This window comes from Streptomyces sp. NPDC031466, from assembly GCF_055581265.1.
The window spans coordinates 174,741-197,682 of sequence record NZ_JBVIJT010000008.1; the positions used below are offsets into that span (position 1 = coordinate 174,741).

Here is a 22,942-nt window from a genome sequence, read left to right on the forward strand (position 1 = left end):
GGGGCGCCCATAGGGGGTGGCGCCGGGACCCCCCCGGCCGCTGCTCAGCCCCGCGCCGCCGCCAACTCCAGCAGCCACTCCACGACCTCGGCGCGGTGCCGCGCCTCCCGGGGATCCGCGCCCCACACGTAGATCCCGTGCCCGGCCACGACCACGGCCGGCATCCCCGGCGTGAGCGCCGCTTCGAGGCGGTCGCCCAGCTCCGTCATGTCCTGGCTGTTGGCGATCACCGGCAGGGTCACCGAGACCTCGTGCGTCGGATGCCCGAGCCCCTTCAGCATTTCCAGGCCCTCGAAGGGGATGCCCCCGGGTGAGCGCTGCCCCATGACCACCGACGCCACCGTGTGGACGTGGACGACGGCCCCCGCTCCGGTCAGCCGCGCCACGCGCGCGTGCAGAGCCGCCTCGGCGGAGGGCCGGCCCGGGCCGACCGCCGCGCCTTCCCCGTCCGTCAACACCACGTCGGACGGCGTCAGTTCGCCCTTGTCCCGCCCGCTGGCGGTCACCGCGAGGCGCAGCGGTTCCCGGCACAGCACGAGGGACAGGTTCCCCGACGTCCCCCGCATCCAGCCGAACGAGGCGAACCGCGCGGCCTCGGCGGCCAGCACGGCACCGGCCTCCTCCAGGTCCCAAGCGGCGGCGGCGATGGTCTCGGTCATGAACTGCTCCTGGTGGCAAGGGAGATCTCGGAGAACGCCGCGGTCTCGGGGTGGTCCCCCACCCCGGCGGCGAAGTACGGCTCACCGGCCCGCCGCACCCCGGCCGTCCGCCAGCCCGCGGCCCGCGCCGCGTCCAGCTCGCCGGGCCGGTCGGAGAGGAAGAGCAGGCGGCCGGGGGAGTCGCCGGTACTCGCGGCGATGGCCCGGTAGGAGTCCGGCTGCTGCTTGGGCCCCGCGTTCTCGGTGTCGTACAGCCCGCTGACGAGCCCGAGCAGGTCGCCCTCCGGCGTATGCGCGAACCACGCCCGCTGCGCGGCCGCCGAGCCCGACGAGTAGACGTACAGCCGCAGCCCTTGCGCGTGCCAGCGGCGCAGTACCGGGATGACGTCGGGGTAGAAGTGCGAGACCAGCTCGCCGCGTGCGAAGCCCTCCGCCCACAAGATGCCCTGGAGCGTCTTGAGGGGCGTGACCTTGCGGTCCTCGTCGATCCACTCGCCGAGGACCTTCTCCACGCGCCCCGCGTCGGCGTCGGGCTCGCCGATCTCGGCGCGCACCTGGGCTACGGCCCGCGCCACCTCGGGCTCCTCGCCCCGCGTGGCGAGCAGCGCCCCGAAGCGCTCACGCGCGTACGGATACAGGACGTCCACCACGAAACCGGTGGCGCTCGTGGTGCCCTCGATGTCGAGCACCACGGCGTCCACGTCGAAACGGACGCTCACGCGGCGCTCCCGGCAGTCGCGGCGGCCCCGCCTGCCCCGACGTACTCCGCGTGGATCGTGTCGAAGTCGGGGAAGCGGCCGGCGATCGGGTCGCCCGTGAAGTTGCCGACCCAGCCGTCCTCCTCGTGGAAGAAGCGGATCGCGGTGAAGGCGGGCGAGGTGCCCATGTCGAACCAGTGCGTGGTGCCGCGCGGCACGCCGAGCAGGTCGCCCTTCTCGCAGTAGACGGCGTGCACCTCGCCGCCCGCGTGGAGGTAGAAGATCCCGGCGCCCGCGACGAAGAAGCGCACCTCGTCATCGTCGTCGTGCGTGTGCTCGGCCAGGAACTTCTGCCGGGCGGCGGCCGCCTTCGCCGGCCACTCGGGGTCGCTCCCCTCGGCCGGGGGACGCAGCGCCACGACGTCGACCGTCCGGAAGCCCTCTTCGGCGTTGAGCTTGTCGATCTCCGTGCGGTACGCGGCGAACACGGTGTCGCTGTCCGCGTCGGCCGGCACGTCCTCGCGCACCGGCCACTGTTCGTAGCGCACGCCTATCGGAGCGAGCGCGGCGGCGATCCGCGCCGGGTCCGAAGTGCGGCGTACGACGGTCTCGGGCCCGGCCTCCGGCCAGGTCGTCAGGAGGGTCATGGTCGCTCCAGGGCAGGTCGGCGGCTGTTCCCGGGATCGTAGCCTCCTGCCCCGACGCCTCCCAGGGGGTTCCATTGCGTGGACGTGACGATTCGCCGGCGGTTGACCGGGGCGCGCCGGTCCGGACACACGTAAGGGGCGGCCTCCCAAGAGGCCGCCCCTTACCTGTTGCCGATGTGCCGTCAGGCCTTCTTGCCCAGCAGGTCCTCGACCTTGCCCCGCACCTCGTCCGTGGCCAGGCCCCGGATCGTCAGCGTGGTGCGGCGGCGCAGCACGTCGTCCGCCGTCTCGGCCCACTCGTTGTCCCGGGCGTAGACGACCTGCGCCCAGATCTCCGGGGCGTCCGGGTGGACGCGCTCGGCCAGCTCAGGGTTCTCGTTCGCCAGGCGGGCGATGTCGAAGGAGAGCGAACCGTAGTGCGTCGCCAGGTGCCGGGCGGTGTCGGCGGCCATGCGCGGCCCGGGGGCCGGGCCGTCCACCAGCAGGCGGTGGGCGACGGCGCGCGGGTTGGCGATGCCGGGCAGCGGCAGCTTCTTCGGCAGCTCGGAGATGGGCTCGTAGTCGTCGCCCAGCGGGTGGCCGGGAAGCGACTCCAGCTTCTTCATCACCGTACGGCCGATGTGGCGGAACGTGGTCCACTTGCCGCCCGCGACCGACAGCATGCCGCCGCGGCCCTCGGTGACGACCGTCTCGCGCTTGGCCTTCGAGGTGTCGCCGGGGCCGCCCGGCAGCACCCGCAGACCCGCGAAGGAGTACGTGATCAGGTCGCGCGACAGCTGCTGGTCGCGGATGGAGAAGGCGGCCTCGTCCAGGATCTGGGCGGTGTCCTTCTCGGTGACCCCGACGTCCGCCGGGTCGCCCTCGAACTCCTCGTCCGTGGTGCCGAGCAGCAGCATGTCCTCCCAGGGGAGGGCGAAGGTGATGCGGTACTTGTCGATCGGCGTCGCCAGCGCGGCCTTCCAGGGGGAGGTGCGCTTGAGGACCAGGTGCGCGCCCTTGGAGAGGCGGATGGAGGGCGCCGCGTCCGGGTTCTCCATCTTGCGCAGGTGGTCGACCCACGGCCCGGTGGCGTTCAGTACGAGCCGCGCGTTGACGCCGAACTCGTCGCCGCTCATGCGGTCCTTCAGCTCCGCGCCCGTGACCCGGCCCTTGGTGAAGCGCAGCCCGGTGACCTCGGCGTGGTTGAGGACGGCGGCGCCGGCCTCGACGGCCGCGCGGACCGTCATCAGGGCCATGCGGGAGTCGTTCATCTGGTCGTCGCCGTAGACCGCGACGGCCTTCAGGTTGTCCGTGCGCAGCTCCGGCACGTCCTGCGCGGCCTTCGACGGCGACAGCAGGTGGCCGACGCCGTCGCCGAAGGCGGACAGCGCGCTGTACGCGAAGACGCCCGCGCCCAGTTTGGCGGCGCCGTGCGGGCCGCCCTTGTACACCGGCAGGTAGAAGGTGAGCGGGTTCGCCAGGTGGGGGGCCACCTGGCGGGAGACCGCGCGACGCTCGAAGTGGTTCTCCGCCACCAGCTTCACCGCGCCGGTCTGCAGGTAGCGCAGACCGCCGTGGAGCAGCTTGGAGGAGGCGGAGGAGGTGGCGCCGGCGAAGTCACCGGCGTCCACCAGGGCCACCCGCAGTCCCGACTGCGCGGCATGCCAGGCGGTGGAGATGCCCAGGATCCCGCCGCCGATCACCAGGAGGTCGTACGTCGCCTTGGAAAGCTGCTCCCGGGTCTCGGCGCGGCTCGGGTTGAGGCCGGCAGCCGGATGCGTCCCGAGGGCAGGGACGCTCTGCAGGGTGGTCATTGTCTTACTCCTCGCCACTCTCATCGAGCCAGCCCATCGACCGTTCCACGGCCTTGAGCCAGCTCTTGTACTCACGGTCGCGGGTGCCCGCGTCCATGTTCGGGGTCCATTCGGCGGCCCGCCGCCAGTTGGCGCGCAGCTCGTCGGTCGAGGACCAGAAGCCGACGGCGAGACCGGCGGCGTAGGCGGCACCGAGGCAGGTCGTCTCGGCGACCATCGGGCGCACCACGGGCGCGTCCAGGAAGTCCGAGAGGGTCTGCATCAGCAGGTTGTTGGAGGTCATGCCGCCGTCGACCTTCAGGGCCGCGAGCTCGACGCCGGAGTCCTTCGTCATGGCGTCGGTGATCTCACGGGTCTGCCAGGCCGTGGCCTCCAGGACGGCGCGCGCGATGTGCGCCTTGGTGACGTACCGGGTCAGTCCGGCGATCACACCGCGGGCGTCGGAGCGCCAGTACGGGGCGAACAGACCGGAGAAGGCCGGCACGAAGTAGGCGCCGCCGTTGTCCTCGACCGATGACGCGAGCGTCTCGATCTCGGCGGCGGAGTTGATCAGGCCCATCTGGTCGCGCATCCACTGCACCAGCGAACCGGTGACCGCGATGGAGCCCTCCAGGGCGTAGACCGGCTTCTGCTCGCCGATCTGGTAGCCGACGGTGGTCAGCAGCCCGGAGTAGGAGTTGATGGCCTTGTCACCGGTGTTCATCAGCATGAAGGTGCCGGTGCCGTACGTGGACTTCGCCTCGCCCTCGGCGAAACAGGTCTGGCCGAACAGGGCCGCCTGCTGGTCACCGAGCGCGGAGGCGACGGGGATGCCGCCGAGCAGGTCGCCGAGCTGTCCGCCGGTGACCTCGCCGTAGACCTCGGCGGAGGAGCGGATCTCGGGCAGCATCTGCTTCGGGACGCCGATGGACTCGCAGATGCGCTCGTCCCACTCCATCTTGTGGAGGTTCATCAGCATGGTGCGGGAGGCGTTGGTGACGTCGGTGACGTGCTTGCCGCCGTTCACCCCGCCGGTGAGGTTCCAGATGACCCAGGAGTCCATGGTGCCGAAGAGGATGTCGCCCGCCTCGGCGCGCTCGCGCAGGCCCTCGACGTGGTCAAGCAGCCAGCGGGCCTTGGGCCCCGCGAAGTAGGAGGCCAGCGGCAGGCCGGTCTCGCGGCGGAAGCGGTCCTTGCCGACGTTGCGCCCGAGCTCCCGGCAGAGCGCGTCGGTGCGGGTGTCCTGCCAGACGATGGCGTTGTGCACCGGCTCGCCGGTGTTCTTGTCCCACAGCAGCGTGGTCTCGCGCTGGTTGGTGATGCCGATGGCCTTGATGTCGTCCCGGGTGATGCCGGCCTTGGACACGGCTCCGGCGACGACCTCCTGGACGTTGGTCCAGATCTCGGTGGCGTCGTGCTCGACCCAGCCCGGCTTGGGGAAGATCTGCTCGTGCTCCTTCTGGTCGACCGAGACGATCCGGCCGTCCTTGTCGAAGACGATGCAGCGGCTGGACGTGGTGCCCTGGTCGATGGCCGCGATGAAGGGGCCTGCGGTGTGTGCGTCGGTCACGGTGTGTGCTCCTGAGTTCTCTGCTGACGGCTCGGGCGTCTTAGGCGGTCATCGGTCGCTGTCGCGGGTCCACTTGAACGCCTACTTGAAGGCGATGTTGTAGAGACCGCCGGCGATGGCGCCGCCGATCAGCGGACCGACGATCGGAACCCAGGCGTACGACCAGTCCGAGCTGCCCTTGTTCGGCAGCGGGAGCAGGGCGTGGACGATACGGGGACCGAGGTCACGGACCGGGTTGATGGCGTAGCCCGTGGGGCCGCCGAGCGAGAGGCCGATGCCGACCACGACGAGCGCGGTGATCAGCGCGCCGAGGACGCCGAGGCCGTTGCCGCCGTCGTTCAGGCCCTGCGTGAGGATGGCGAGCACCAGCACGACGGTGGCGATGATCTCCGTGACCACGTTCTGGACGTAGTTGCGGATCTCGGGGCCGGTCGAGAAGATCCCGAGCACCGGGCCGGCCGCGGGGGCGGCCTTCTGGTCCACCATGCCCTCCACGGCGGGCTGCGCCGCGAGGATCTCGGGGTCGGTCAGGTGGGCCTTGAACTGGCCCAGGTACGTGACCCACACCAGGACGGCACCGATCATGGCGCCGAGCAGCTGCGAGGCCAGGTAGAGCGGGACGTCGCCCCACTTGGTGCCGCCCTCTATCGCGAGGCCGAGCGTGACCGCCGGGTTCAGGTGGGCATTGGAGACGCCACCCGCGAGATAGGCGGCCGTCAGAACGGCGAAGCCCCACCCGAAGGTGATCGCGAGCCAGCCGGCGTCCTTGGCCTTTGAGTGCTTGAGCGTGACGGCGGCGCACACGCCGCCGCCCAGCAGGATGAGCACGGCGGTACCGATGGTCTCGCCGATGAAGATGTCGGAGCTGGACACCCGCGACTCCTTTGTCCTTCGTCCAGGGGAAGGCGAACCCCGGGTCCCTCCGGTGGTCCGCGACCTCAGGTGAGGTCGTTGCCGGCCCTTGGCCTTGTCACACTCTAACGCGGAATGCCGGTAGGTGTTCGACAATGCCGACCGATGGACGCGAGTCTCGCCCCGGGGTTACTCACCCGTCAAGAGTTCTGTTATTGAAAACACGATCGTTATTGATCGTTTCGCGTTATCGGTGATACCGCAGCTCGACAGGGGTGGGACGGGGTCCCTAGAAGCGGCCCGCGCCCAGATCCCGGGAGACGGCGCGCGCGCAGTCCCGGACGGCGGCGATCAGGTCCGGACGCAGCTCGCCGTCCTTGCAGACGCGCTCCACGGCGCCGGTCACACCGACCGCGCCGACCGGCATCCGGCGCCGGTCGTGGATCGGGGCGGCGACGGCGGCGATGCCCTCCCAGGTCTCCTCGACATCGGCCGCGTACCCGCGCGCGCGGGTGAGGTCCAAGACGCCCTCGAAGCCCTCGGGGTCGGTCACGGTGTGCGCGGTGAAGGCCTCGTGCTCGACCTCGACGGCCTCGTTGTGCGCGACCGGGTCGTAGGCGGACAGGACCTTGCCCAGCGCCGTGGAGTGCAGCGGCTGCATGGCGCCGACCTCCAGGACCTGGCGGCTGTCGTCGGGCCGGAAGACGTGGTGGACGATCAGCACGCCCTGCTGGTGCAGGACGCCGAGATGGACGCTCTCCCCGCTGGAGCGGGCCAGGTCGTCGGTCCACACCAGGGCGCGGGCCCGCAGCTCGTGCACGTCCAGGTAGCTGTTGCCGAGGCGCAGGAGCTCGGCGCCCAGCTGGTAGCGGCCCGACGCGGAGTCCTGCTCGACGAAGCCCTCCGCCTGGAGGGTGCGCAGGATGCCGTGGGCCGTGCCCTTGGCCAGGTCGAGGGCGGAGGCGATCTCCGAGAGACCGAGCCGTCGCTCGCCGCCCGCGAGCAGTCGCAGCATCGCCGCGGCCCTTTCGAGCGACTGGATGTTGCGTGCCATCGCAGCCCCGACCTCCGTCCCTCACACCACATATCGACGTTCGACAATGCGGAACACTATCGGTCGTTGTCGACCTCTCGCCAATGCCCGGACGGCACGCGTTGCTCCGCTCTCCCGTGTCAAGCACCTGTTCGAGCCAGACCCCGGCGCCCTGTCCACCCCCGTCCGCCCCGTGGACGTCTTCCCAAAGGGACCTTGGTCCCGGCTACCCTGACCGGGTGCGCCCTCCGACAGGGGGCGCAAAGCCGACAGCCGTCGCACTCCAGGGAGCTCTCACATGGCCTCGTCGCCAACCCCGTCCGCGCAGTCCACGCCCGTCTCGGCCGAGAGCAAGGTCCGGGCCGAAGCCCTCCGCGAGGCCCTCGCCACCCGTGTGGTCGTGGCCGACGGCGCGATGGGCACGATGCTCCAGGCCCAGGACCCCACCCTCGAGGACTTCCAGAACCTCGAGGGCTGCAACGAGGTCCTGAACATCACCCGCCCCGACATCGTGCGTTCCGTGCACGAGGAGTACTTCGCGGTCGGCGTCGACTGCGTCGAGACCAACACCTTCGGCGCCAACTTCGCCGCCCTGAGCGAGTACGACATCCCCGAGCGGAACTTCGAACTCTCCGAGGCCGGCGCCCGCATCGCCCGCGAGGTCGCCGACGAGTACACCGCCAGTACGGGACAGCAGCGCTGGGTGCTCGGCTCCATGGGCCCCGGCACCAAGCTGCCCACCCTCGGCCACGCCCCCTACGCCACCCTGCGCGACGCCTACCAGATCAACGCCGAGGGCATGATCGCCGGCGGCGCCGACGCGCTCCTGGTGGAGACGACCCAGGACCTCCTGCAGACCAAGGCCGCGATCCTCGGCGCCCGCCGCGCCCTGGAGGCCACCGGCGCGAACCTCCCGGTGATCTGCTCGGTCACCGTCGAGACCACCGGCACCATGCTGCTCGGCTCCGAGATCGGCGCCGCCCTGACGGCCCTGGAGCCGCTCGGCATCGACATGATCGGCCTGAACTGCGCGACCGGCCCCGCCGAGATGAGCGAGCACCTGCGCTACCTCGCCCGCCACTCGCGCGTCCCGATCTCCTGCATGCCCAACGCGGGCCTGCCCGTCCTCGGCAAGAACGGCGCCCATTACCCCCTGACGGCGCCCGAGCTGGCCGACGCCCAGGAGTCCTTCGTACGCGAATACGGCCTCTCCCTGGTCGGCGGCTGCTGCGGCACCACCCCCGAGCACCTGCGCCAGGTCGTCGAGCGGGTGCGCGGCGTGCAGGCACCGGCCCGCGACCCGCACCCGGAGCCGGGCGCCGCGTCCCTCTACCAGACGGTGCCGTTCCGCCAGGACACCGCCTACATGGCGATCGGCGAGCGCACGAACGCCAACGGCTCGAAGAAGTTCCGCGAGGCCATGCTGGAGGGCCGCTGGGACGACTGCGTGGAGATGGCCCGCGACCAGATCCGCGAGGGCGCGCACATGCTCGACCTCTGCGTCGACTACGTGGGCCGGGACGGCGTCAAGGACATGGCGGAGCTGGCCGGCCGCTTCGCCACCGCCTCCACCCTGCCCATCGTCCTGGACTCCACCGAACTCCCCGTCCTGCGGGCCGGTCTGGAGAAGCTCGGCGGCCGCGCGGTCATCAACTCCGTGAACTACGAGGACGGCGACGGCCCCGAGTCCCGCTTCGCGAAGGTCACCGCCCTCGCCAAGGAGCACGGCGCCGCCCTGATCGCGCTGACCATCGACGAGGAGGGCCAGGCCCGCACCGTCGAGCACAAGGTCGCCGTCGCCGAACGCCTGATCGAGGACCTGACCGGCAACTGGGGCATCCACGAGTCGGACATCCTCGTCGACACCCTGACCTTCACCATCTGCACCGGTCAGGAGGAGTCCCGCAAGGACGGCCTGCACACCATCGAGGCCATCCGCGAACTCAAGCGCCGCCACCCGGACGTGCAGACCACACTCGGCCTGTCCAACATCTCCTTCGGCCTCAACCCGGCCGCCCGCGTCCTGCTCAACTCCGTCTTCCTGGACGAGTGCGTCAAGGCCGGGCTGGACTCCGCGATCGTCCACGCCTCCAAGATCCTGCCCATCGCCCGCTTCGACGACGAGCAGGTCACCACCGCCCTCGACCTCATCTACGACCGCCGCGCCGAGGGGTACGACCCCCTGCAGAAGCTCATGCAGCTCTTCGAGGGCGTCAACATGAAGTCGATGAAGGCGGGCAAGGCCGAGGAGCTGCTCGCCCTGCCGCTGGAGGAGCGCCTCAAGCGCCGCATCATCGACGGCGAGAAGAACGGCCTGGAGGCCGACCTCGACGAGGCCCTGACCGACACGCCCGCCCTCGATATCGTCAACAACACCCTCCTGGAGGGCATGAAGGTCGTCGGCGAGCTGTTCGGCTCCGGCCAGATGCAGCTGCCGTTCGTGCTCCAGTCCGCCGAGGTCATGAAGACCGCCGTCGCCTACCTCGAACCGCACATGGAGAAGGTCGAGGGCGACGAGGCGGGCAAGGGCACCATCGTGCTCGCCACCGTCCGCGGCGACGTGCACGACATCGGCAAGAACCTCGTCGACATCATCCTGTCCAACAACGGCTACAACGTCGTCAATCTCGGCATCAAGCAGCCCGTCGGCGCGATCCTGGACGCCGCCGCGGAGCACAAGGCCGACGTCATCGGCATGTCCGGCCTGCTGGTCAAGTCCACCGTGATCATGAAGGAGAACCTGGAGGAGCTGAACCAGCGCGGCATGTCCGCCGACTTCCCGGTGATCCTCGGCGGCGCCGCCCTCACCCGCGCCTACGTCGAGCAGGACCTCCACGAGATCTACGAGGGCGAAGTCCGCTACGCCCGCGACGCCTTCGAGGGCCTGCGCCTGATGGACGCCCTCATCGCCGTCAAGCGCGGCGTGCCCGGCGCGTCCCTGCCCGAGCTGAAGCAGCGCCGCGTGCCCACCAAGGCCACCGCGGCCGTCCTGGAGGCGCAGGACGAGGGGCCCGCCCGCTCGGACGTCGCCACCGACAACCCCGTGCCCACCCCGCCGTTCTGGGGCACCCGCGTCATCAAGGGCATCCAGCTCAAGGAGTACGCCTCCTGGCTCGACGAGGGCGCCCTCTTCAAGGGCCAGTGGGGCCTGAAGCAGGCGCGCACCGGCGACGGACCCTCGTACGAGGAACTGGTCGAGACCGAGGGCCGCCCGCGGCTGCGCGGCTGGCTGGACGAGCTGCAGACCCGCAACCTGCTGGAGGCGGCCGTCGTGCACGGCTACTTCCCGTGCGTGTCCAAGGGCGACGACCTGATCATCCTGAACGACGACGGCTCGGAGCGCACCCGCTTCACCTTCCCGCGCCAGCGCCGCGGCCGCCGCCTGTGCCTCGCGGACTTCTTCCGCCCGGAGGAGTCGGGCGAGCGGGACGTCGTCGGCCTGCAGGTGGTCACCGTCGGCTCGAAGATCGGCGAGGCGACGGCCGAGCTGTTCGCCGCCGACTCCTACCGTGACTACCTCGAACTGCACGGCCTGTCCGTGCAGCTGGCCGAGGCCCTCGCCGAGTACTGGCACGCCCGGGTCCGCGCCGAGCTGGGCTTCGGCGGCGAGGACCCCGGCGACGTGGAGGACATGTTCGCCCTGAAGTACCGGGGCGCCCGCTTCTCGCTGGGCTACGGCGCCTGCCCCGACCTGGAGGACCGCGCGAAGATCGCCGAACTCCTGCGGCCGGAGCGGATCGGCGTCCAGCTCTCCGAGGAGTTCCAGCTCCACCCGGAGCAGTCCACGGACGCGATCGTCATCCACCACCCCGAGGCGAAGTATTTCAACGCGCGCTGATCCGGCCCGGTCGTACACTGGTCGGTCCAGCAGAGGCCGGTCGCTTGCTTGCTCCCAGCAGGCGACCGGCCTTGTCGTCCCCCACGGAAGGTGTGGTCGCATGACCAGTACGGTTCCTGCGCTCGGCACTCGAACGGCCGAAGGCTCCGCACTCCAGGCCGTCCTCCTCGACATGGACGGCACCCTCGTGGACACCGAGGGCTTCTGGTGGGACGCTGAGGTCGAGGTGTTCAAGCGGCTGGGCCACACGCTCGACGAGGCCTGGCGCGACGTCGTCGTCGGCGGCCCCATGACGCGCAGCGCCGGCTTCCTCATCGACTCCACGGGCGCCGACATCTCCCTCGCGGAGCTGACCGTGCTGCTCAACGACGGCTTCGAGGAGCGCATCAGCCGCTCCCTGCCGCTGATGCCGGGCGCCGCGCGGCTGCTGGCCGAACTGGCCGCCCACGAGGTGCCGACGGCGCTCGTCTCCGCCTCGCACCGGCGCATCATCGACCGCGTCCTGGAGTCGATCGGCGCCCACCACTTCGAACTGACCGTCGCGGGCGACGAGGTGGCGCGCACCAAGCCCCACCCCGACCCCTACCTCCTGGCGGCCGCGGGGCTCGGCGCGGACCCCGCCCGGTGCGCCGTCGTCGAGGACACCGCGACGGGGGTCGCCGCCGCGGAGGCCGCCGGCTGCCGCGTGGTGGCCGTTCCCTCGGTCGCGCCCATCCCCGCGGTGGCGGGACGCACGGTCGTCTCCTCCCTCGAACACGTCAACCTTCCTTTCCTGCAAGGGCTCATGACCCTCTGACAGTTCCGTTTCACGCCTGCTCGGGGCTGTGACGTTTCCCACTTGGAGGGGGGTCGACAGCGGGATCGGCATGTGCAGAACCCCCCTTGGGGGTGCCGGAAGGCGTGGCGTTTGGTCCGGGTTTGGTGGGGGCGTGCACGAAACCTTCCGGTGTCGGGTTATCGGTGCGTCCACGCCCGGTTTCGCTGCGTGATTGAGACTCGCCTCCCACCCCCATCCGGCGCTCAACCGGTGCGGACTAATGTCGTCGCGAGAACATCGCCCCACCCCCGTGCCCCACCAACCCACACCCCGCGTTGCGGGATTCACGGGATCCAAGAGCTCTGGAGAACGTCGAGCATGAACCGCAAGACTTTGGTGCTGCCGGCCGTCATAGGTCTGCTCGCCCCCGCGCTCGCCGCGTGCGGTGGCTCGGGCAGCGGCGACGGTGACGACGCGATCGCCGTCGGCACCACGGACGCGTTCGCCATCTCCAAGGAGGTCCTGGCACCGTTCGACCCCGCGTACGCCTATGACGCCGGGTCCTGGAACCTGCTGCGCCAGACCATCCAGACCCTGATGGCCCAGCCGCGCGGCGACGGCGAACCCCAGCCCGAGGCGGCCGAGAGCTGCGGCTTCACCGACACGGGCAACGAGCGCTACGCCTGCACCCTGCGCAAGGGCCTGACGTTCTCCGACGGCAAGCCGCTGACGGCCGCCGACGTGAAGTTCTCCATCGAGCGCGTCCGGGACATCAAGCTCAAGTACCCCAGCGGTTCGGACGGTCTGGTCGCCAACGTCGAAGAGATCGAGACCCAGGGCGACCGCGAGGTCGTCTTCCATCTCAAGACCCCGGATGCGACGTTCCCGTACAAGCTGGCCACGCCCACCGCGGGCATCGTCAGCAAGGACCAGTACGGCAAGAACAAGCTGCGCGAGGGCTTCGAGGTCTCCGGCTCGGGGCCGTACACGGCCGAGCAGGAGGTCGAGGACAACCGTCTGGTCAAGACGGTGTTTACCAAGAACCCCAAGTACAAGGGCTCGTTCAAGCCGCAGAGCGACAAGGTGGAGCTGCGCACCTTCGCGGACGCCGAGGCCATGGGCAAGGCGCTCGAGGACGGCGACATCGACCTGATGACGCGCACCATGTCGCCCGAGCAGGTCAAGGAACTCGACGGCTCCTCGCACAAGAAGATCGACCTGGTCGAGATGCAGGGCCTGGAGATCCGCTACCTCGCGTTCAACACCGACGCCCCCACGGTCAAGACCAAGGCCGTGCGCCAGGCCATGGCCCAGGTCGTCGACCGCGGCGCGCTGGCCTCGGCGGTGTACGGCTCGACGGCCGAACCGCTGTTCTCGCTGGTGCCCTCCACCATCACGGGCCACGCCAACTCGTTCTTCAACAAGTACAACAACCCGAGCCCGGCCAAGGCCCGTTCGCTGCTGAACAAGGCGAACATCTCCACGCCGGTCAAGCTCACCCTGCACTACACCACGGACCACTACGGCCCGGGCACCAAGAAGGAGTTCGAGGTGCTGCGTAAGCAGCTGAACGACTCCGGGGTGTTCGACGTCTCCATCAAGGGCACGCCGTGGAGCACGTTCCGCGCGGCCGAGCGCGACGGCAAGTACGACGTGTACGGCATGGGCTGGTTCCCCGACTTCCCCGACGCCGACAACTTCCTCGCGCCGTTCCTCGACAAGGACAACTTCCTCGGCTCGCCCTACGTCAACCGCGACATCAACGACCAGCTCATCCCCACCTCGCGCCGTGAGGCCGACCGGCTGGCCGCGTCCAAGAGCATCCGCAAGATCCAGGACATCGTCGCCGAGGACGTCCCGGTGCTCCCGCTGTGGCAGGGCAAGCAGTACATCGCCGCGCGCGACGACATCACGGGCGCGCAGTGGGCCCTCAACGCCTCCTCCAACCTCCAGCTCTGGGAGCTGGGCCGCGGCGTGAGCGGTTGAGCCCCACCCGCTCCCACCCCCACCGCACGACCACAACACCAAAGGCACGTACGTGAAATCTCGTAACCAGTGGCTGGCCCTTCCCCTCACGGGTGGGCTCGCCGCCGCCCTGCTGACCGGCTGCGGAACGGAGTCGGGTGGGGCGGGGGACACGGGCGACGCCGTCGTGATGGGGATGTCGGACGACGTCCTCGCCACCGACCCGGCATCCGGCTACGACCCCGGGTCGTGGCTGCTGTTCAACAACGTCTTCCAGTCCCTCCTGAGCTTCCCCAAGGGCGCCACCGAGCCCGAGCCGGAGGCGGCCAAGAGCTGCGGCTTCGCGGACACGGAGACCAAGGTCTTCAAGTGCGAGCTGCGTGACGGGCTGAAGTTCAGCAATGGCAACGCCCTGACCTCGAAGGACGTCAAGTTCTCCTTCGACCGCATGCGCAAGATCAACGACGCCGCCGGCCCGGCGATCATGTTCCCGATGCTGGACAGCGTCCGCACCCCCGACGCCAAGACCGTCGTCTTCCGGCTCAAGTACGCCGACGCGACCTTCCCCAGCAAGATCGCCTCGGGCGCGGGCTCGATCGTGGACCACCGCGAGTACGCCATGGACAAGCTGCGCGAGGACGGCAAGGCGGTCGGCTCCGGCCCGTACACGCTCGACTCGTTCGGCAAGGAGCAGGCGACCTTCTCCGTCAACTCCTCCTACAAGGGCACCGCCAAGGCCAAGAACGAGGGCGTGGCCCTCAAGTTCTTCCACGGCGACCAGAAGGGCCTGAAGAAGGCGCTCCTGGACAACGACATCGACCTGGCCTACCGAGGCCTCGCCGCCGCCGACATCGCGGACATCGAGCAGGACACCTCCGCGGCCGGCAAGGACGTCGACATCGTCGAGGGCACCAGCGCCGAGGTGCAGCACCTGGTCTTCAACATGAAGGACCCGGTGGCCGGCAAGCTCGGCGTGCGCAAGGCCATCGCCTACCTGCTGGACCGCGACGCCCTGGTCCAGCAGGTCTACCAGAACTCGGCCACGCCGCTGTACTCGATCGTCCCGGCGGGTATCGGCAGCCACAACACCGCCTTCTTCGACACCTACGGCGCCCGTCCGCAGCGCGCGAAGGCCGCCTCCGCGCTGCGCGGCGCCGGCGTCGAGGGCAAGGTCAAGCTCACGCTCTGGTCGACGCCCTCGCGCTACGGTCCGGCCACGGACCAGGAGATGAAGGCGATCGCCGAGCAGCTCAACGACTCGGGCCTGTTCGACGCCGACGTGAAGTCCGTCGAGTTCGAGCAGTACGAGAAAGACATCGCGGCGGGCAAGTACGGCGTCTACGTGAAGGGCTGGGTGCCGGACTACCCGGACCCGGACAACTTCACGCAGCCCTTCTTCGGCAAGGACAACGTCCTCGGGAACCACTTCGAGAACAGCGACATCACCACGAAGATCATCCCCCGCACGGCGACCGAGAGCGACCGCGGCAGGACCGACAAGCAGTACGCCGAACTCCAGGACATCGTGGCCGAGCAGCTGCCGATCCTGCCGGTCTGGCAGGCCAAGCAGTATGCCGTCGTCCGCGACAACGTCTACGGCGTGGAGTCCTGCCTGGACGCCTCGACGGTCTTCCGGTTCTGGGAGATCAGCAAGGGTTGAGCGCGAGAGACCGCATGACGACGGTGGCCGCCCCCCTCGGGGGACGGCCACCGTCGTCGTTCACACCCTCGGCCCCGGCCACCGCGCGCCGAGGCGCACCTTGGGCCCCGGCCTACTGCGCGCCGGGGCGCACCAGCCCGCTCTCGTACGCGTACACCGCGGCCTGCACCCGGTCGCGCAGGCCCAACTTCGTGAGCACATGGCCGACATGGGTCTTCACCGTCGTCTCGCTGACGAAGAGGTCCGCGGCGATCTCCGCGTTCGAAAGGCCCCGCGCCACCAGCTTCAGGACCTCCACCTCGCGGTCGGTGAGCGTGTGCAGGGTGTCCGGCACCGGCTCGTCGCCCGAGGGGAGATGCGCCGAGTACTTGTCGAGCAGCCGGCGCGTGATGCTCGGCGCGAGCATCGCCTCGCCCGCGGCGACCACGCGGATCGCCTGCACCAGCTCGTTCGCCGGGGCGTCCTTGAGGAGGAAACCGCTGGCACCGGCGCGCAGCGCCTCCACCACGTACTCGTCCAGGTCGAAGGTGGTCAGCACCAGGACCTTCGCCGGACCGTCCCGGCCCGGCCCGGTGATCTGCCGGGTCGCCTCGACGCCGTCCATCCGCGGCATCCGGATGTCCATCAGCACCACATCGGGCTGCAGCGCCCGCACCTGGTCAAGAGCCTGGAGGCCGTCTCCGGCCTCGCCCACGACCGCGATGTCCTGCTCGGCCTCCAGAATCATCCGGAACCCGGTGCGCAACAGCGGCTGGTCGTCGACCAGTAGGACGCGGATCGCCACGTAACTCTCCTTAGCTAGCCCGGCCCCATTCTGCCCTGCTCGCCCTCGGCGGACTCGGGCACCCTCACCGGAAGCGGGTACGGCGGGGGAGTCCCGCCGAACTCCGGACACACCGCCTGATGATCACACCAACCGCACAGTTTCGTCGGCCGGGGGCGCCACTCACCGGTCGCCGTCGCCAGCTCGATCGCCTCCCAGAGCGCGAGCAGCTTCCGCTCGACCCGCTCCAGGTCCGCGACGACCGGGTCGTACGTGATGACGTCACCGCTGCCCAGATACACCAGCTGGAGGCGGCGCGGGACGACGCCCTTCAGCCGCCAGACCACCAGGGCGTAGAACTTCATCTGGAACAGCGCGCCCTCCGCGTACTGCGGACGCGGGGCCTTGCCCGTCTTGTAGTCGACGATGCGGACCTCTCCCGAGGGAGCGACGTCGACGCGGTCGATGATGCCGCGCAGCCTCAGACCCGACTCCAGCTCGGCCTGCACGAACAGCTCGCGCTCGGCGGGCTCCAGCCGGGTCGGGTCCTCCAGGGTGAACCAGCGCTCGACGAGCCTCTCGGCGTCCGACAGCCAGCGCGCCATCCGCTCGCCCTGCGGATCGTCGGCGAACAGCTCGGTCAGCTCGGGCCTGGCCTCGCGCAACCGGTCCCACTGGCCGGGGATGAGCGACTTGGCGCGCGGCGCCGTGCGCTCACTCGCGGGCGCGTCGAAGAGTCTTTCCAGAACGGCGTGGACCAGCGTGCCCCTGGTGGCGGCCTCGCTCGGCTTCTCGGGCAGCTTGTCGATCACCCGGAAGCGGTAGAGCAGGGGGCACTGCATGAAATCGCCCGCGCGTGAGGGCGACAGGGATGCCGGGCGCACGGCCGCCGCGACACCTTCGGTGCTGGTTTCCATGAGGACAGACCCTACGACCCGCCACTGACAAGAGCCGCATACCATCGACGGCAGACCCTCTCGCCCTGCATGATCGTGTGGGTGATCGCGCCATTCCGGGCGGGGGACGCATCGAACGAGGGGACATCGTGGACGAGAGCGGCGAGAGCGGCAGGCCGCAGTCCGACGGCGCACAGGGCCCGCGGCAGGGCGACACGGCCGCCCCCTCCGAGCCGACGCGCCCGAAGACGCGGGAGACCGATGCGCCGGACGCGGCCGACGAGGCCGACGCCCCGGACGAGGCGGCCGGGCCCGGAGGAACGCCCCGCCCCGGGGCCGCGGACACCCCGCCCCCCACGAAGCGGCAGGAGCAGGAAGAGGAGATCCCCGCCTCCCTGACCAAGGCCCTGCGTGAAATCCCCCGGCCCGGACCGCCCGAGGACCGGCCGCGCCCCGCCAGGAAGGGGCCGCCGAGGCCCGGCCCCGGCAAGGAGCGCAAGAACCCCGGCGGCGGGCTGCTCATGGGCAGGCCCTTCGGCGTCCCCGTCTATGTCGCACCCAGCTGGTTCCTCGTCGCCGCCCTCATCACCTGGGTCTTCGGCGGCCAGCTCGACCGCGTCCTGCCCGAGCTGGGCGGCGCCCGCTACCTCGTCTCCCTCTTCTTCGCCGTCGCCTTCTACGCCTCCGTCCTGGTGCACGAGCTGGCCCACACCGTCGCGGCCCTGCGCTTCAAGCTGCCGGTGCGCCGCATCCAGCTCCAGTTCTTCGGCGGGGTCTCCGAGATCGAGAAGGAGTCCGAGACCCCGGGCCGGGAGTTCGTCCTCGCCTTCGTCGGCCCCCTGCTCTCACTCGTGCTCGCCGCCGTCTTCTACGCCGGCATGCGCGTCGTCGAGCCGGGCACCGTCCCCGGCGTGCTCCTCGCCGGACTGATGGTCTCCAACCTCATCGTCGCCGCCTTCAACCTCCTGCCGGGCCTGCCCCTCGACGGCGGCCGCATGCTGCGCGCCGTCGTCTGGAAGATCACCGGGCGGCCCATGAGCGGCACCGTCGCCGCCGCCTGGGTGGGCCGCGTCCTCGCTGTCTCCGTGCTCATCGGGCTGCCCCTGCTCAACCAGTCCGGCGCCCTCGGCGGCGAACCCCAGGACATCGGCGGCATGAACACCGTCACCGACGCCCTGCTCGCCGCCATCCTCGCCGCGATCATCTGGACCGGCGCCGGGAACAGCCTGCGCATGGCCCGGTTGCGCGAACACCTGCCCGAACTGCGCGCCCGCACCCTGACCCGCCGCGCCGTCCCCGTGGAGTCCCACACCCCCCTCTCCGAGGCGCTGCGCCGGGCCAACGACGCGGGGGCCCGCGCCCTCGTGATCGTCGACCCCGACGGCGACCCGATGGCGGTCGTCCGCGAGGCGGCCATCGTCTCCGTGCCCCAGCACCGCCGCCCCTGGGTCGCGGTCAGCGGCCTCGCCCAGGACATCACCGAGGGCATGCGGATCTCCGCCGAGCTGGCCGGCGAGGAACTGCTCGACACCCTGCGGGCCACCCCCGCCACGGAGTACCTGGTCATCGAGGAGTCCGGGGAGATCTACGGAGTGCTCTCCGCCGCCGACGTCGAGCGCGCCTTCGTCAAGGCGATGGCCCGACCGTCCTGAGCCCCGCCCCCCTCAAGCGGTTGCCGGCGGAGGCCGGGGGCGCGCACCGTCCCCCGGCCCGCCTGGCCGCGGAGATGGTCCGAAGCCCCCCGCGCGGCCGGTAGTCTGTTCGCATGTCCGAACCGACCGGTGCCGCCCGCCGTCGCGGGCCCTTCAAGGTCGGGGACCAGGTCCAGCTCACCGACCCCAAGGGACGCCACTACACGTTCACGCTCGAGGCCGGGAAGAATTTCCACACCCACAAGGGTTCCTTCCCCCACGACGAGCTGATCGGCGCTCCCGAGGGCAGTGTTGTCCGTACCACGGGGAACGTCGCCTACCTGGCGCTGCGCCCCCTGCTCCCCGACTACGTCCTGTCCATGCCCCGCGGCGCCGCCGTGGTCTACCCCAAGGACGCGGGGCAGATCCTGGCCTTCGCCGACATCTTCCCCGGCGCCCGCGTCGTCGAGGCGGGTGTGGGCTCCGGCTCGCTCAGCAGCTTCCTGCTGCGCGCCATCGGCGACCAGGGGATGCTGCACTCCTACGAGCGCCGCGAGGACTTCGCCGACATCGCCCGGCAGAACGTGGAGCGCTACTTCGGCGGCCCCCACCCCGCCTGGCAGCTCACCGTCGGCGACCTCCAGGACAACCTCAGCGACACCGAGGTCGACCGCGTCATCCTCGACATGCTCGCCCCCTGGGAGTGCCTGGAGGCCGTCTCCAAGGCGCTCGTCCCCGGCGGCATCCTGTGCTGCTACGTGGCGACCACCACCCAGCTCGCCAGGACCGTGGAGTCCATCCGTGAGATCGGCGGCTTCAACGAGCCGACCGCCTGGGAATCGATGATCCGCAACTGGCACATCGAGGGCCTCGCCGTCCGCCCCGACCACCGCATGATCGGGCACACCGGCTTCCTGCTCACCGCCCGCCGCCTCGCGGACGGCGTGGAGCCCCCCATGCGCCGCCGTCGCCCCGCCAAGGGCGCCTACGGCGACGACTACTCCGGCCCGAACGCCGACGGCGGCACCCCGCGCTGACCCGCGCGGCCGCCTTACGGCCAAGAAGCCGGCGCCGCCGCCGAGTTCCCCGACCGACCGGGGAACTCGGCGGCGGCGTCGTTTCGTTGACGGGACACCAGCCGCGTACCAAAAGAGCCCCGGGTACCCATGGACCCCCGGTGTTCCACCTCACTGTGACGTATGGCACGATGCTGGCCACCCCACCGGCACCGCTCTCACAGGAGACACTTCCTCGTGCAGCACCCCGCCGTCCCGGCACAGGCGCACACCACCGCCCGCCCCGCCCACTGGCTGGCCATCGCCGCCGCGCTGGCCGCCGTCGTCACGGGCGCGGCCTTCCTCCAGCCCGACCCGGCGACCGCCGCGCAGTCCAAGCCGCAGACGCGGGGCGGAGCCCTCGCGGGCGCGCCCGCGCCGGCCGCCGCGCCCGACCCCGCCTCGGTCACCTTCCCCCTCGACTGCGGCACCGTGCGGCCCGTCGTGAAGAAGAAGGCCACCGGCGACCTCGACAGGGACGGCAGGGCCGAGACGGTGGCCGTCGTGCACTGCCGCGCCGGTTCCGGCACCCCGCCCGACGGGATCTACGTGCTCACCGGCCGGCGCTCCGGCAAGGCGCGCGTGGTGGCCACCCTCCTCGACCCGAAGGACCAGCTGACCGCGAGCGACTTCGCCGTTCGGGACGGCGCGGTGACCGCGACCCTCCTCGGCTACTCCTCGCTCGACGTTCCCCGCTGCTGCCCCGACCGCGAGGAAGCGGCCAAGTGGCGATGGCAGGACGGCGCGTTCGAGCGGACGGCGCCCGCGGGGGCCCGCAGCGTCTGAGACGCGGGGCGCGGCGGCTCAGTCGGCGTCGGGGCCGTACACCTCGACCCTGTCCGAAACGCGACGTACATGGATGCAGTCGCCCGGACACTCCTTCGCGGAGTCGGCGACGTCCTGGAGCAGCGGCAGGGGGACGGGTGTGGTGGCCCCGGGGGCTTGCAGCAACTCGTCCTCGCCGCTCTTCACATAGGCCAGTCCGTCGATGTCCAGCTCGAAGACCTCGGGCGCGTACTGCGCGCAGATGCCGTCCCCGGTGCAGAGGTCCTGGTCGATCCAGACCTCCAGCAGATCGTGGCCCTCACTGCCGGTCTCGGCGTCGTGCCGCACGGTCATCTCTCCTGCCGGTCGTTTCGTCGAACTGCCCGACCGATCGGTAAGTCGGGCCAGCTCTGACGGGTGTTGAACACTTCGACGATACAACCGCCCGCTTTCCGATGTTGTTGGGTGGGTATTCACCTGGTGTGAGGGGAAGCGCAAGGGTGAAGATCGGACACACCCCTTTGTCTTTGTGATCTAGGGGTTTCAATCGACACCCACCCAGGTAGGGTCTGGAAGCGTCCAGCTCCCCTTGGAGGAGGTGAGGACCGTGGCAGCCCACGACGACGACAACAACCGCGGCATCCGGCCGGGACGAGGGTCTGAGGACCCCGCCGGTCAGGTTGCCTATCTCGAGCAGGAAATCGCCGTCCTGCGACGCAAGCTCGCCGACTCTCCGCGTCATACGAGGATTCTCGAAGAGCGGATCGTCGAGCTGCAGACCAACCTGGCCGGCGTGTCCGCGCAGAACGAGCGGCTCGCCAACACGCTCCGCGAGGCCCGCGACCAGATCGTGGCCCTCAAGGAGGAAGTCGACCGGCTCGCGCAGCCGCCGGCCGGCTTCGGGGTCTTCCTCGTGGCCAACGAGGACGGCACGGCGGACATCTTCACCGGGGGCCGCAAGCTCCGGGTGAACGTCAGCCCCAGCGTGGAGCTCGAAGAGCTCAAGCGCGGCCAGGAAGTAATGCTCAACGAAGCGCTCAACGTGGTCGAGGCCATGGAGTACGAGAGCGTCGGCGACATCGTCACCCTCAAGGAGATCCTCGAGGACGGCGACCGTGCCCTGGTGGTCGGACACACCGACGAAGAGAGAGTGGTGCGGCTCGCCGAACCCCTCCTCGACGTCACCATCCGCCCGGGCGACGCCCTGCTGCTCGAACCCCGCTCCGGGTACGTCTACGAGGTCGTGCCGAAGAGCGAGGTCGAGGAACTCGTCCTCGAAGAAGTGCCCGACATCAGCTACGAGAAGATCGGTGGTCTCGGCGGCCAGATCGAGATGATCCGGGACGCCGTCGAGCTTCCGTACCTCTACCCCGACCTCTTCAAGGAGCACGAACTGCGGCCGCCCAAGGGTGTGCTGCTGTACGGGCCCCCCGGTTGCGGCAAGACACTGATCGCCAAAGCCGTCGCCAACTCCCTTGCCAAGAAGGTCGCCGAGGTCACCGGCCAGCCCGCGGGGAAGAGCTACTTCCTCAACATCAAGGGCCCCGAGCTCCTCAACAAGTACGTCGGCGAGACCGAGCGCCACATCCGCCTGGTCTTCCAGCGTGCCCGGGAGAAGGCGAGCGAGGGTACCCCCGTCATCGTCTTCTTCGACGAGATGGAATCCCTCTTCCGCACCCGCGGATCCGGTGTCAGCTCGGACGTGGAGAACACCATCGTCCCCCAGCTGCTCGCCGAGATCGACGGCGTGGAAGGGCTGGAGAACGTCATCGTCATCGGCGCCTCCAACCGCGAGGACATGATCGACCCCGCGATCCTGCGGCCCGGACGACTCGACGTCAAGATCAAGATCGAGCGCCCGGACGCCGAGGCCGCGAAGGACATCTTCGCCAAGTACCTCACCGAGCGGCTCCCGCTGCACGCCGACGATCTGGCCGAGCACAGTGCCGACCGGCACGCCACCGTGCACGGCATGATCCAGTCCGTCGTCGAGCAGATGTACGCGGAGTCCGAGGAGAACCGCTTCCTCGAGGTGACGTACGCCAACGGCGACAAGGAAGTCCTGTACTTCAAGGACTTCAACTCCGGCGCCATGATCGAGAACATCGTGGGCCGCGCCAAGAAGATGGCCATCAAGGCCTTCTTGGAGGCGAGCCAGAAGGGCATCAGGGTCTCGCACCTCCTCCAGGCTTGCATCGACGAGTTCAAGGAGAACGAGGACCTGCCCAACACCACCAACCCCGACGACTGGGCCCGCATCTCCGGCAAGAAGGGCGAGCGGATCGTGTACATCCGCACCCTTGTCACCGGAAAGCAGGGCGCGGACACCGGACGCTCCATCGACACGGTGGCCAACACCGGTCAGTACCTGTAGAACCCAG

At 70.1% G+C, this 22,942-nt stretch carries 18 protein-coding genes; 8 read left to right on the forward strand and 10 right to left on the reverse strand.

Annotated features, from left to right (window positions below):
- Positions 1-44: 44 nt before the first annotated feature.
- From mtnB to ACZ5GP_RS21095, 7 genes are all read right to left on the reverse strand, one after another.
- Positions 45-659, reverse strand: a complete 615-nt coding sequence (gene mtnB, locus ACZ5GP_RS21065; protein WP_468752295.1) for a methylthioribulose 1-phosphate dehydratase — start codon at positions 657-659, stop codon at positions 45-47.
- Complete coding sequence (gene mtnC, locus ACZ5GP_RS21070; protein ID WP_468752296.1) at positions 656-1,378, reverse strand: acireductone synthase; 723 nt, start codon at positions 1,376-1,378, stop codon at positions 656-658. Before mtnC ends, mtnB begins: the two co-directional genes overlap by 4 nt.
- Entirely contained in the window at positions 1,375-2,004 is a 630-nt protein-coding gene (locus tag ACZ5GP_RS21075) for a 1,2-dihydroxy-3-keto-5-methylthiopentene dioxygenase (protein ID WP_468752297.1), read from the reverse strand. Before ACZ5GP_RS21075 ends, mtnC begins: the two co-directional genes overlap by 4 nt.
- A 182-nt stretch (positions 2,005-2,186) precedes the next feature.
- Positions 2,187-3,797: a glycerol-3-phosphate dehydrogenase/oxidase gene (locus ACZ5GP_RS21080; protein WP_468752298.1), complete on the reverse strand. Its 1,611-nt coding sequence runs from the start codon at positions 3,795-3,797 to the stop codon at positions 2,187-2,189.
- Positions 3,798-3,801: 4 nt separating this feature from the next.
- Positions 3,802-5,346 (reverse strand): glycerol kinase GlpK, encoded by a 1,545-nt coding sequence (gene glpK, locus ACZ5GP_RS21085; protein ID WP_358578983.1) that lies wholly within the window; start codon positions 5,344-5,346, stop codon positions 3,802-3,804.
- 81 nt (positions 5,347-5,427) lie between these two features.
- Positions 5,428-6,219, reverse strand: a complete 792-nt coding sequence (locus tag ACZ5GP_RS21090) for an MIP/aquaporin family protein (protein ID WP_468752299.1) — start codon at positions 6,217-6,219, stop codon at positions 5,428-5,430.
- A gap of 268 nt (positions 6,220-6,487) precedes the next feature.
- The gene (locus tag ACZ5GP_RS21095; RefSeq protein ID WP_468752300.1) at positions 6,488-7,252 is read right to left on the reverse strand and encodes an IclR family transcriptional regulator; all 765 of its coding nucleotides are present in this window, start codon (positions 7,250-7,252) and stop codon (positions 6,488-6,490) included.
- A 277-nt stretch (positions 7,253-7,529) separates the two neighbouring features.
- On the opposite strand from ACZ5GP_RS21095, the gene metH reads away from it, so the two are divergent.
- The 4 genes from metH to ACZ5GP_RS21115 all read left to right on the forward strand — a co-directional run bounded on the left by metH (position 7,530) and on the right by ACZ5GP_RS21115 (position 15,451).
- Positions 7,530-11,069 (forward strand): methionine synthase, encoded by a 3,540-nt coding sequence (gene metH / locus ACZ5GP_RS21100; protein WP_468752301.1) that lies wholly within the window; start codon positions 7,530-7,532, stop codon positions 11,067-11,069.
- A gap of 100 nt (positions 11,070-11,169) precedes the next feature.
- Positions 11,170-11,865 (forward strand): HAD family hydrolase, encoded by a 696-nt coding sequence (locus tag ACZ5GP_RS21105; protein ID WP_468752302.1) that lies wholly within the window; start codon positions 11,170-11,172, stop codon positions 11,863-11,865.
- A gap of 339 nt (positions 11,866-12,204) precedes the next feature.
- The gene (locus tag ACZ5GP_RS21110; RefSeq protein WP_468752303.1) at positions 12,205-13,812 is read left to right on the forward strand and encodes an ABC transporter substrate-binding protein; all 1,608 of its coding nucleotides are present in this window, start codon (positions 12,205-12,207) and stop codon (positions 13,810-13,812) included.
- Positions 13,813-13,864: 52 nt separating this feature from the next.
- Positions 13,865-15,451: an ABC transporter substrate-binding protein gene (locus tag ACZ5GP_RS21115; RefSeq protein ID WP_468752304.1), complete on the forward strand. Its 1,587-nt coding sequence runs from the start codon at positions 13,865-13,867 to the stop codon at positions 15,449-15,451.
- 112 nt (positions 15,452-15,563) lie between these two features.
- Here the strand turns inward: ACZ5GP_RS21115 and ACZ5GP_RS21120 are convergent, their stop codons facing one another.
- Complete coding sequence (locus ACZ5GP_RS21120) at positions 15,564-16,235, reverse strand: response regulator (protein ID WP_030782872.1); 672 nt, start codon at positions 16,233-16,235, stop codon at positions 15,564-15,566.
- A 14-nt stretch (positions 16,236-16,249) separates the two neighbouring features.
- Positions 16,250-17,131: a RecB family exonuclease gene (locus ACZ5GP_RS21125; RefSeq protein ID WP_468752305.1), complete on the reverse strand. Its 882-nt coding sequence runs from the start codon at positions 17,129-17,131 to the stop codon at positions 16,250-16,252.
- A gap of 128 nt (positions 17,132-17,259) precedes the next feature.
- On the opposite strand from ACZ5GP_RS21125, the gene ACZ5GP_RS21130 reads away from it, so the two are divergent.
- The 3 genes from ACZ5GP_RS21130 (at position 17,260) to ACZ5GP_RS21140 (ending at position 20,582) form a co-directional block, all read left to right on the forward strand.
- Positions 17,260-18,762 carry a site-2 protease family protein gene (locus tag ACZ5GP_RS21130; protein ID WP_468752306.1) on the forward strand — a complete coding sequence of 501 codons (1,503 nt, stop codon included), beginning with the start codon at positions 17,260-17,262 and terminating at the stop codon, positions 18,760-18,762.
- Positions 18,763-18,875: 113 nt separating this feature from the next.
- Positions 18,876-19,778 (forward strand): tRNA (adenine-N1)-methyltransferase, encoded by a 903-nt coding sequence (locus ACZ5GP_RS21135; protein WP_358579005.1) that lies wholly within the window; start codon positions 18,876-18,878, stop codon positions 19,776-19,778.
- Between the two features lie 216 nt (positions 19,779-19,994).
- The gene (locus tag ACZ5GP_RS21140; protein ID WP_468752307.1) at positions 19,995-20,582 is read left to right on the forward strand and encodes a hypothetical protein; all 588 of its coding nucleotides are present in this window, start codon (positions 19,995-19,997) and stop codon (positions 20,580-20,582) included.
- Between the two features lie 18 nt (positions 20,583-20,600).
- On the opposite strand, the gene ACZ5GP_RS21145 is transcribed toward ACZ5GP_RS21140, so the two are convergent.
- Complete coding sequence (locus tag ACZ5GP_RS21145) at positions 20,601-20,915, reverse strand: ferredoxin (protein ID WP_358579009.1); 315 nt, start codon at positions 20,913-20,915, stop codon at positions 20,601-20,603.
- 253 nt (positions 20,916-21,168) lie between these two features.
- On the opposite strand from ACZ5GP_RS21145, the gene arc reads away from it, so the two are divergent.
- Positions 21,169-22,935 carry a proteasome ATPase gene (arc, locus tag ACZ5GP_RS21150; RefSeq protein WP_468752308.1) on the forward strand — a complete coding sequence of 589 codons (1,767 nt, stop codon included), beginning with the start codon at positions 21,169-21,171 and terminating at the stop codon, positions 22,933-22,935.
- Positions 22,936-22,942: the final 7 nt, after the last annotated feature.

Coding starts and splice junctions, on each gene's coding strand:
- mtnB (WP_468752295.1), bottom strand. CDS start 659: ATGACCGAGACCATCGCCGCCGCCGCTTGGGACCTGGAGGAGGCCGGT.
- ACZ5GP_RS21075 (WP_468752297.1), bottom strand. CDS start 2,004: ATGACCCTCCTGACGACCTGGCCGGAGGCCGGGCCCGAGACCGTCGTA.
- ACZ5GP_RS21080 (WP_468752298.1), bottom strand. CDS start 3,797: ATGACCACCCTGCAGAGCGTCCCTGCCCTCGGGACGCATCCGGCTGCC.
- ACZ5GP_RS21095 (WP_468752300.1), bottom strand. CDS start 7,252: ATGGCACGCAACATCCAGTCGCTCGAAAGGGCCGCGGCGATGCTGCGA.
- metH (WP_468752301.1), top strand. CDS start 7,530: ATGGCCTCGTCGCCAACCCCGTCCGCGCAGTCCACGCCCGTCTCGGCC.
- ACZ5GP_RS21105 (WP_468752302.1), top strand. CDS start 11,170: ATGACCAGTACGGTTCCTGCGCTCGGCACTCGAACGGCCGAAGGCTCC.
- ACZ5GP_RS21110 (WP_468752303.1), top strand. CDS start 12,205: ATGAACCGCAAGACTTTGGTGCTGCCGGCCGTCATAGGTCTGCTCGCC.
- ACZ5GP_RS21125 (WP_468752305.1), bottom strand. CDS start 17,131: ATGGAAACCAGCACCGAAGGTGTCGCGGCGGCCGTGCGCCCGGCATCC.
- ACZ5GP_RS21135 (WP_358579005.1), top strand. CDS start 18,876: ATGTCCGAACCGACCGGTGCCGCCCGCCGTCGCGGGCCCTTCAAGGTC.
- ACZ5GP_RS21145 (WP_358579009.1), bottom strand. CDS start 20,915: ATGACCGTGCGGCACGACGCCGAGACCGGCAGTGAGGGCCACGATCTG.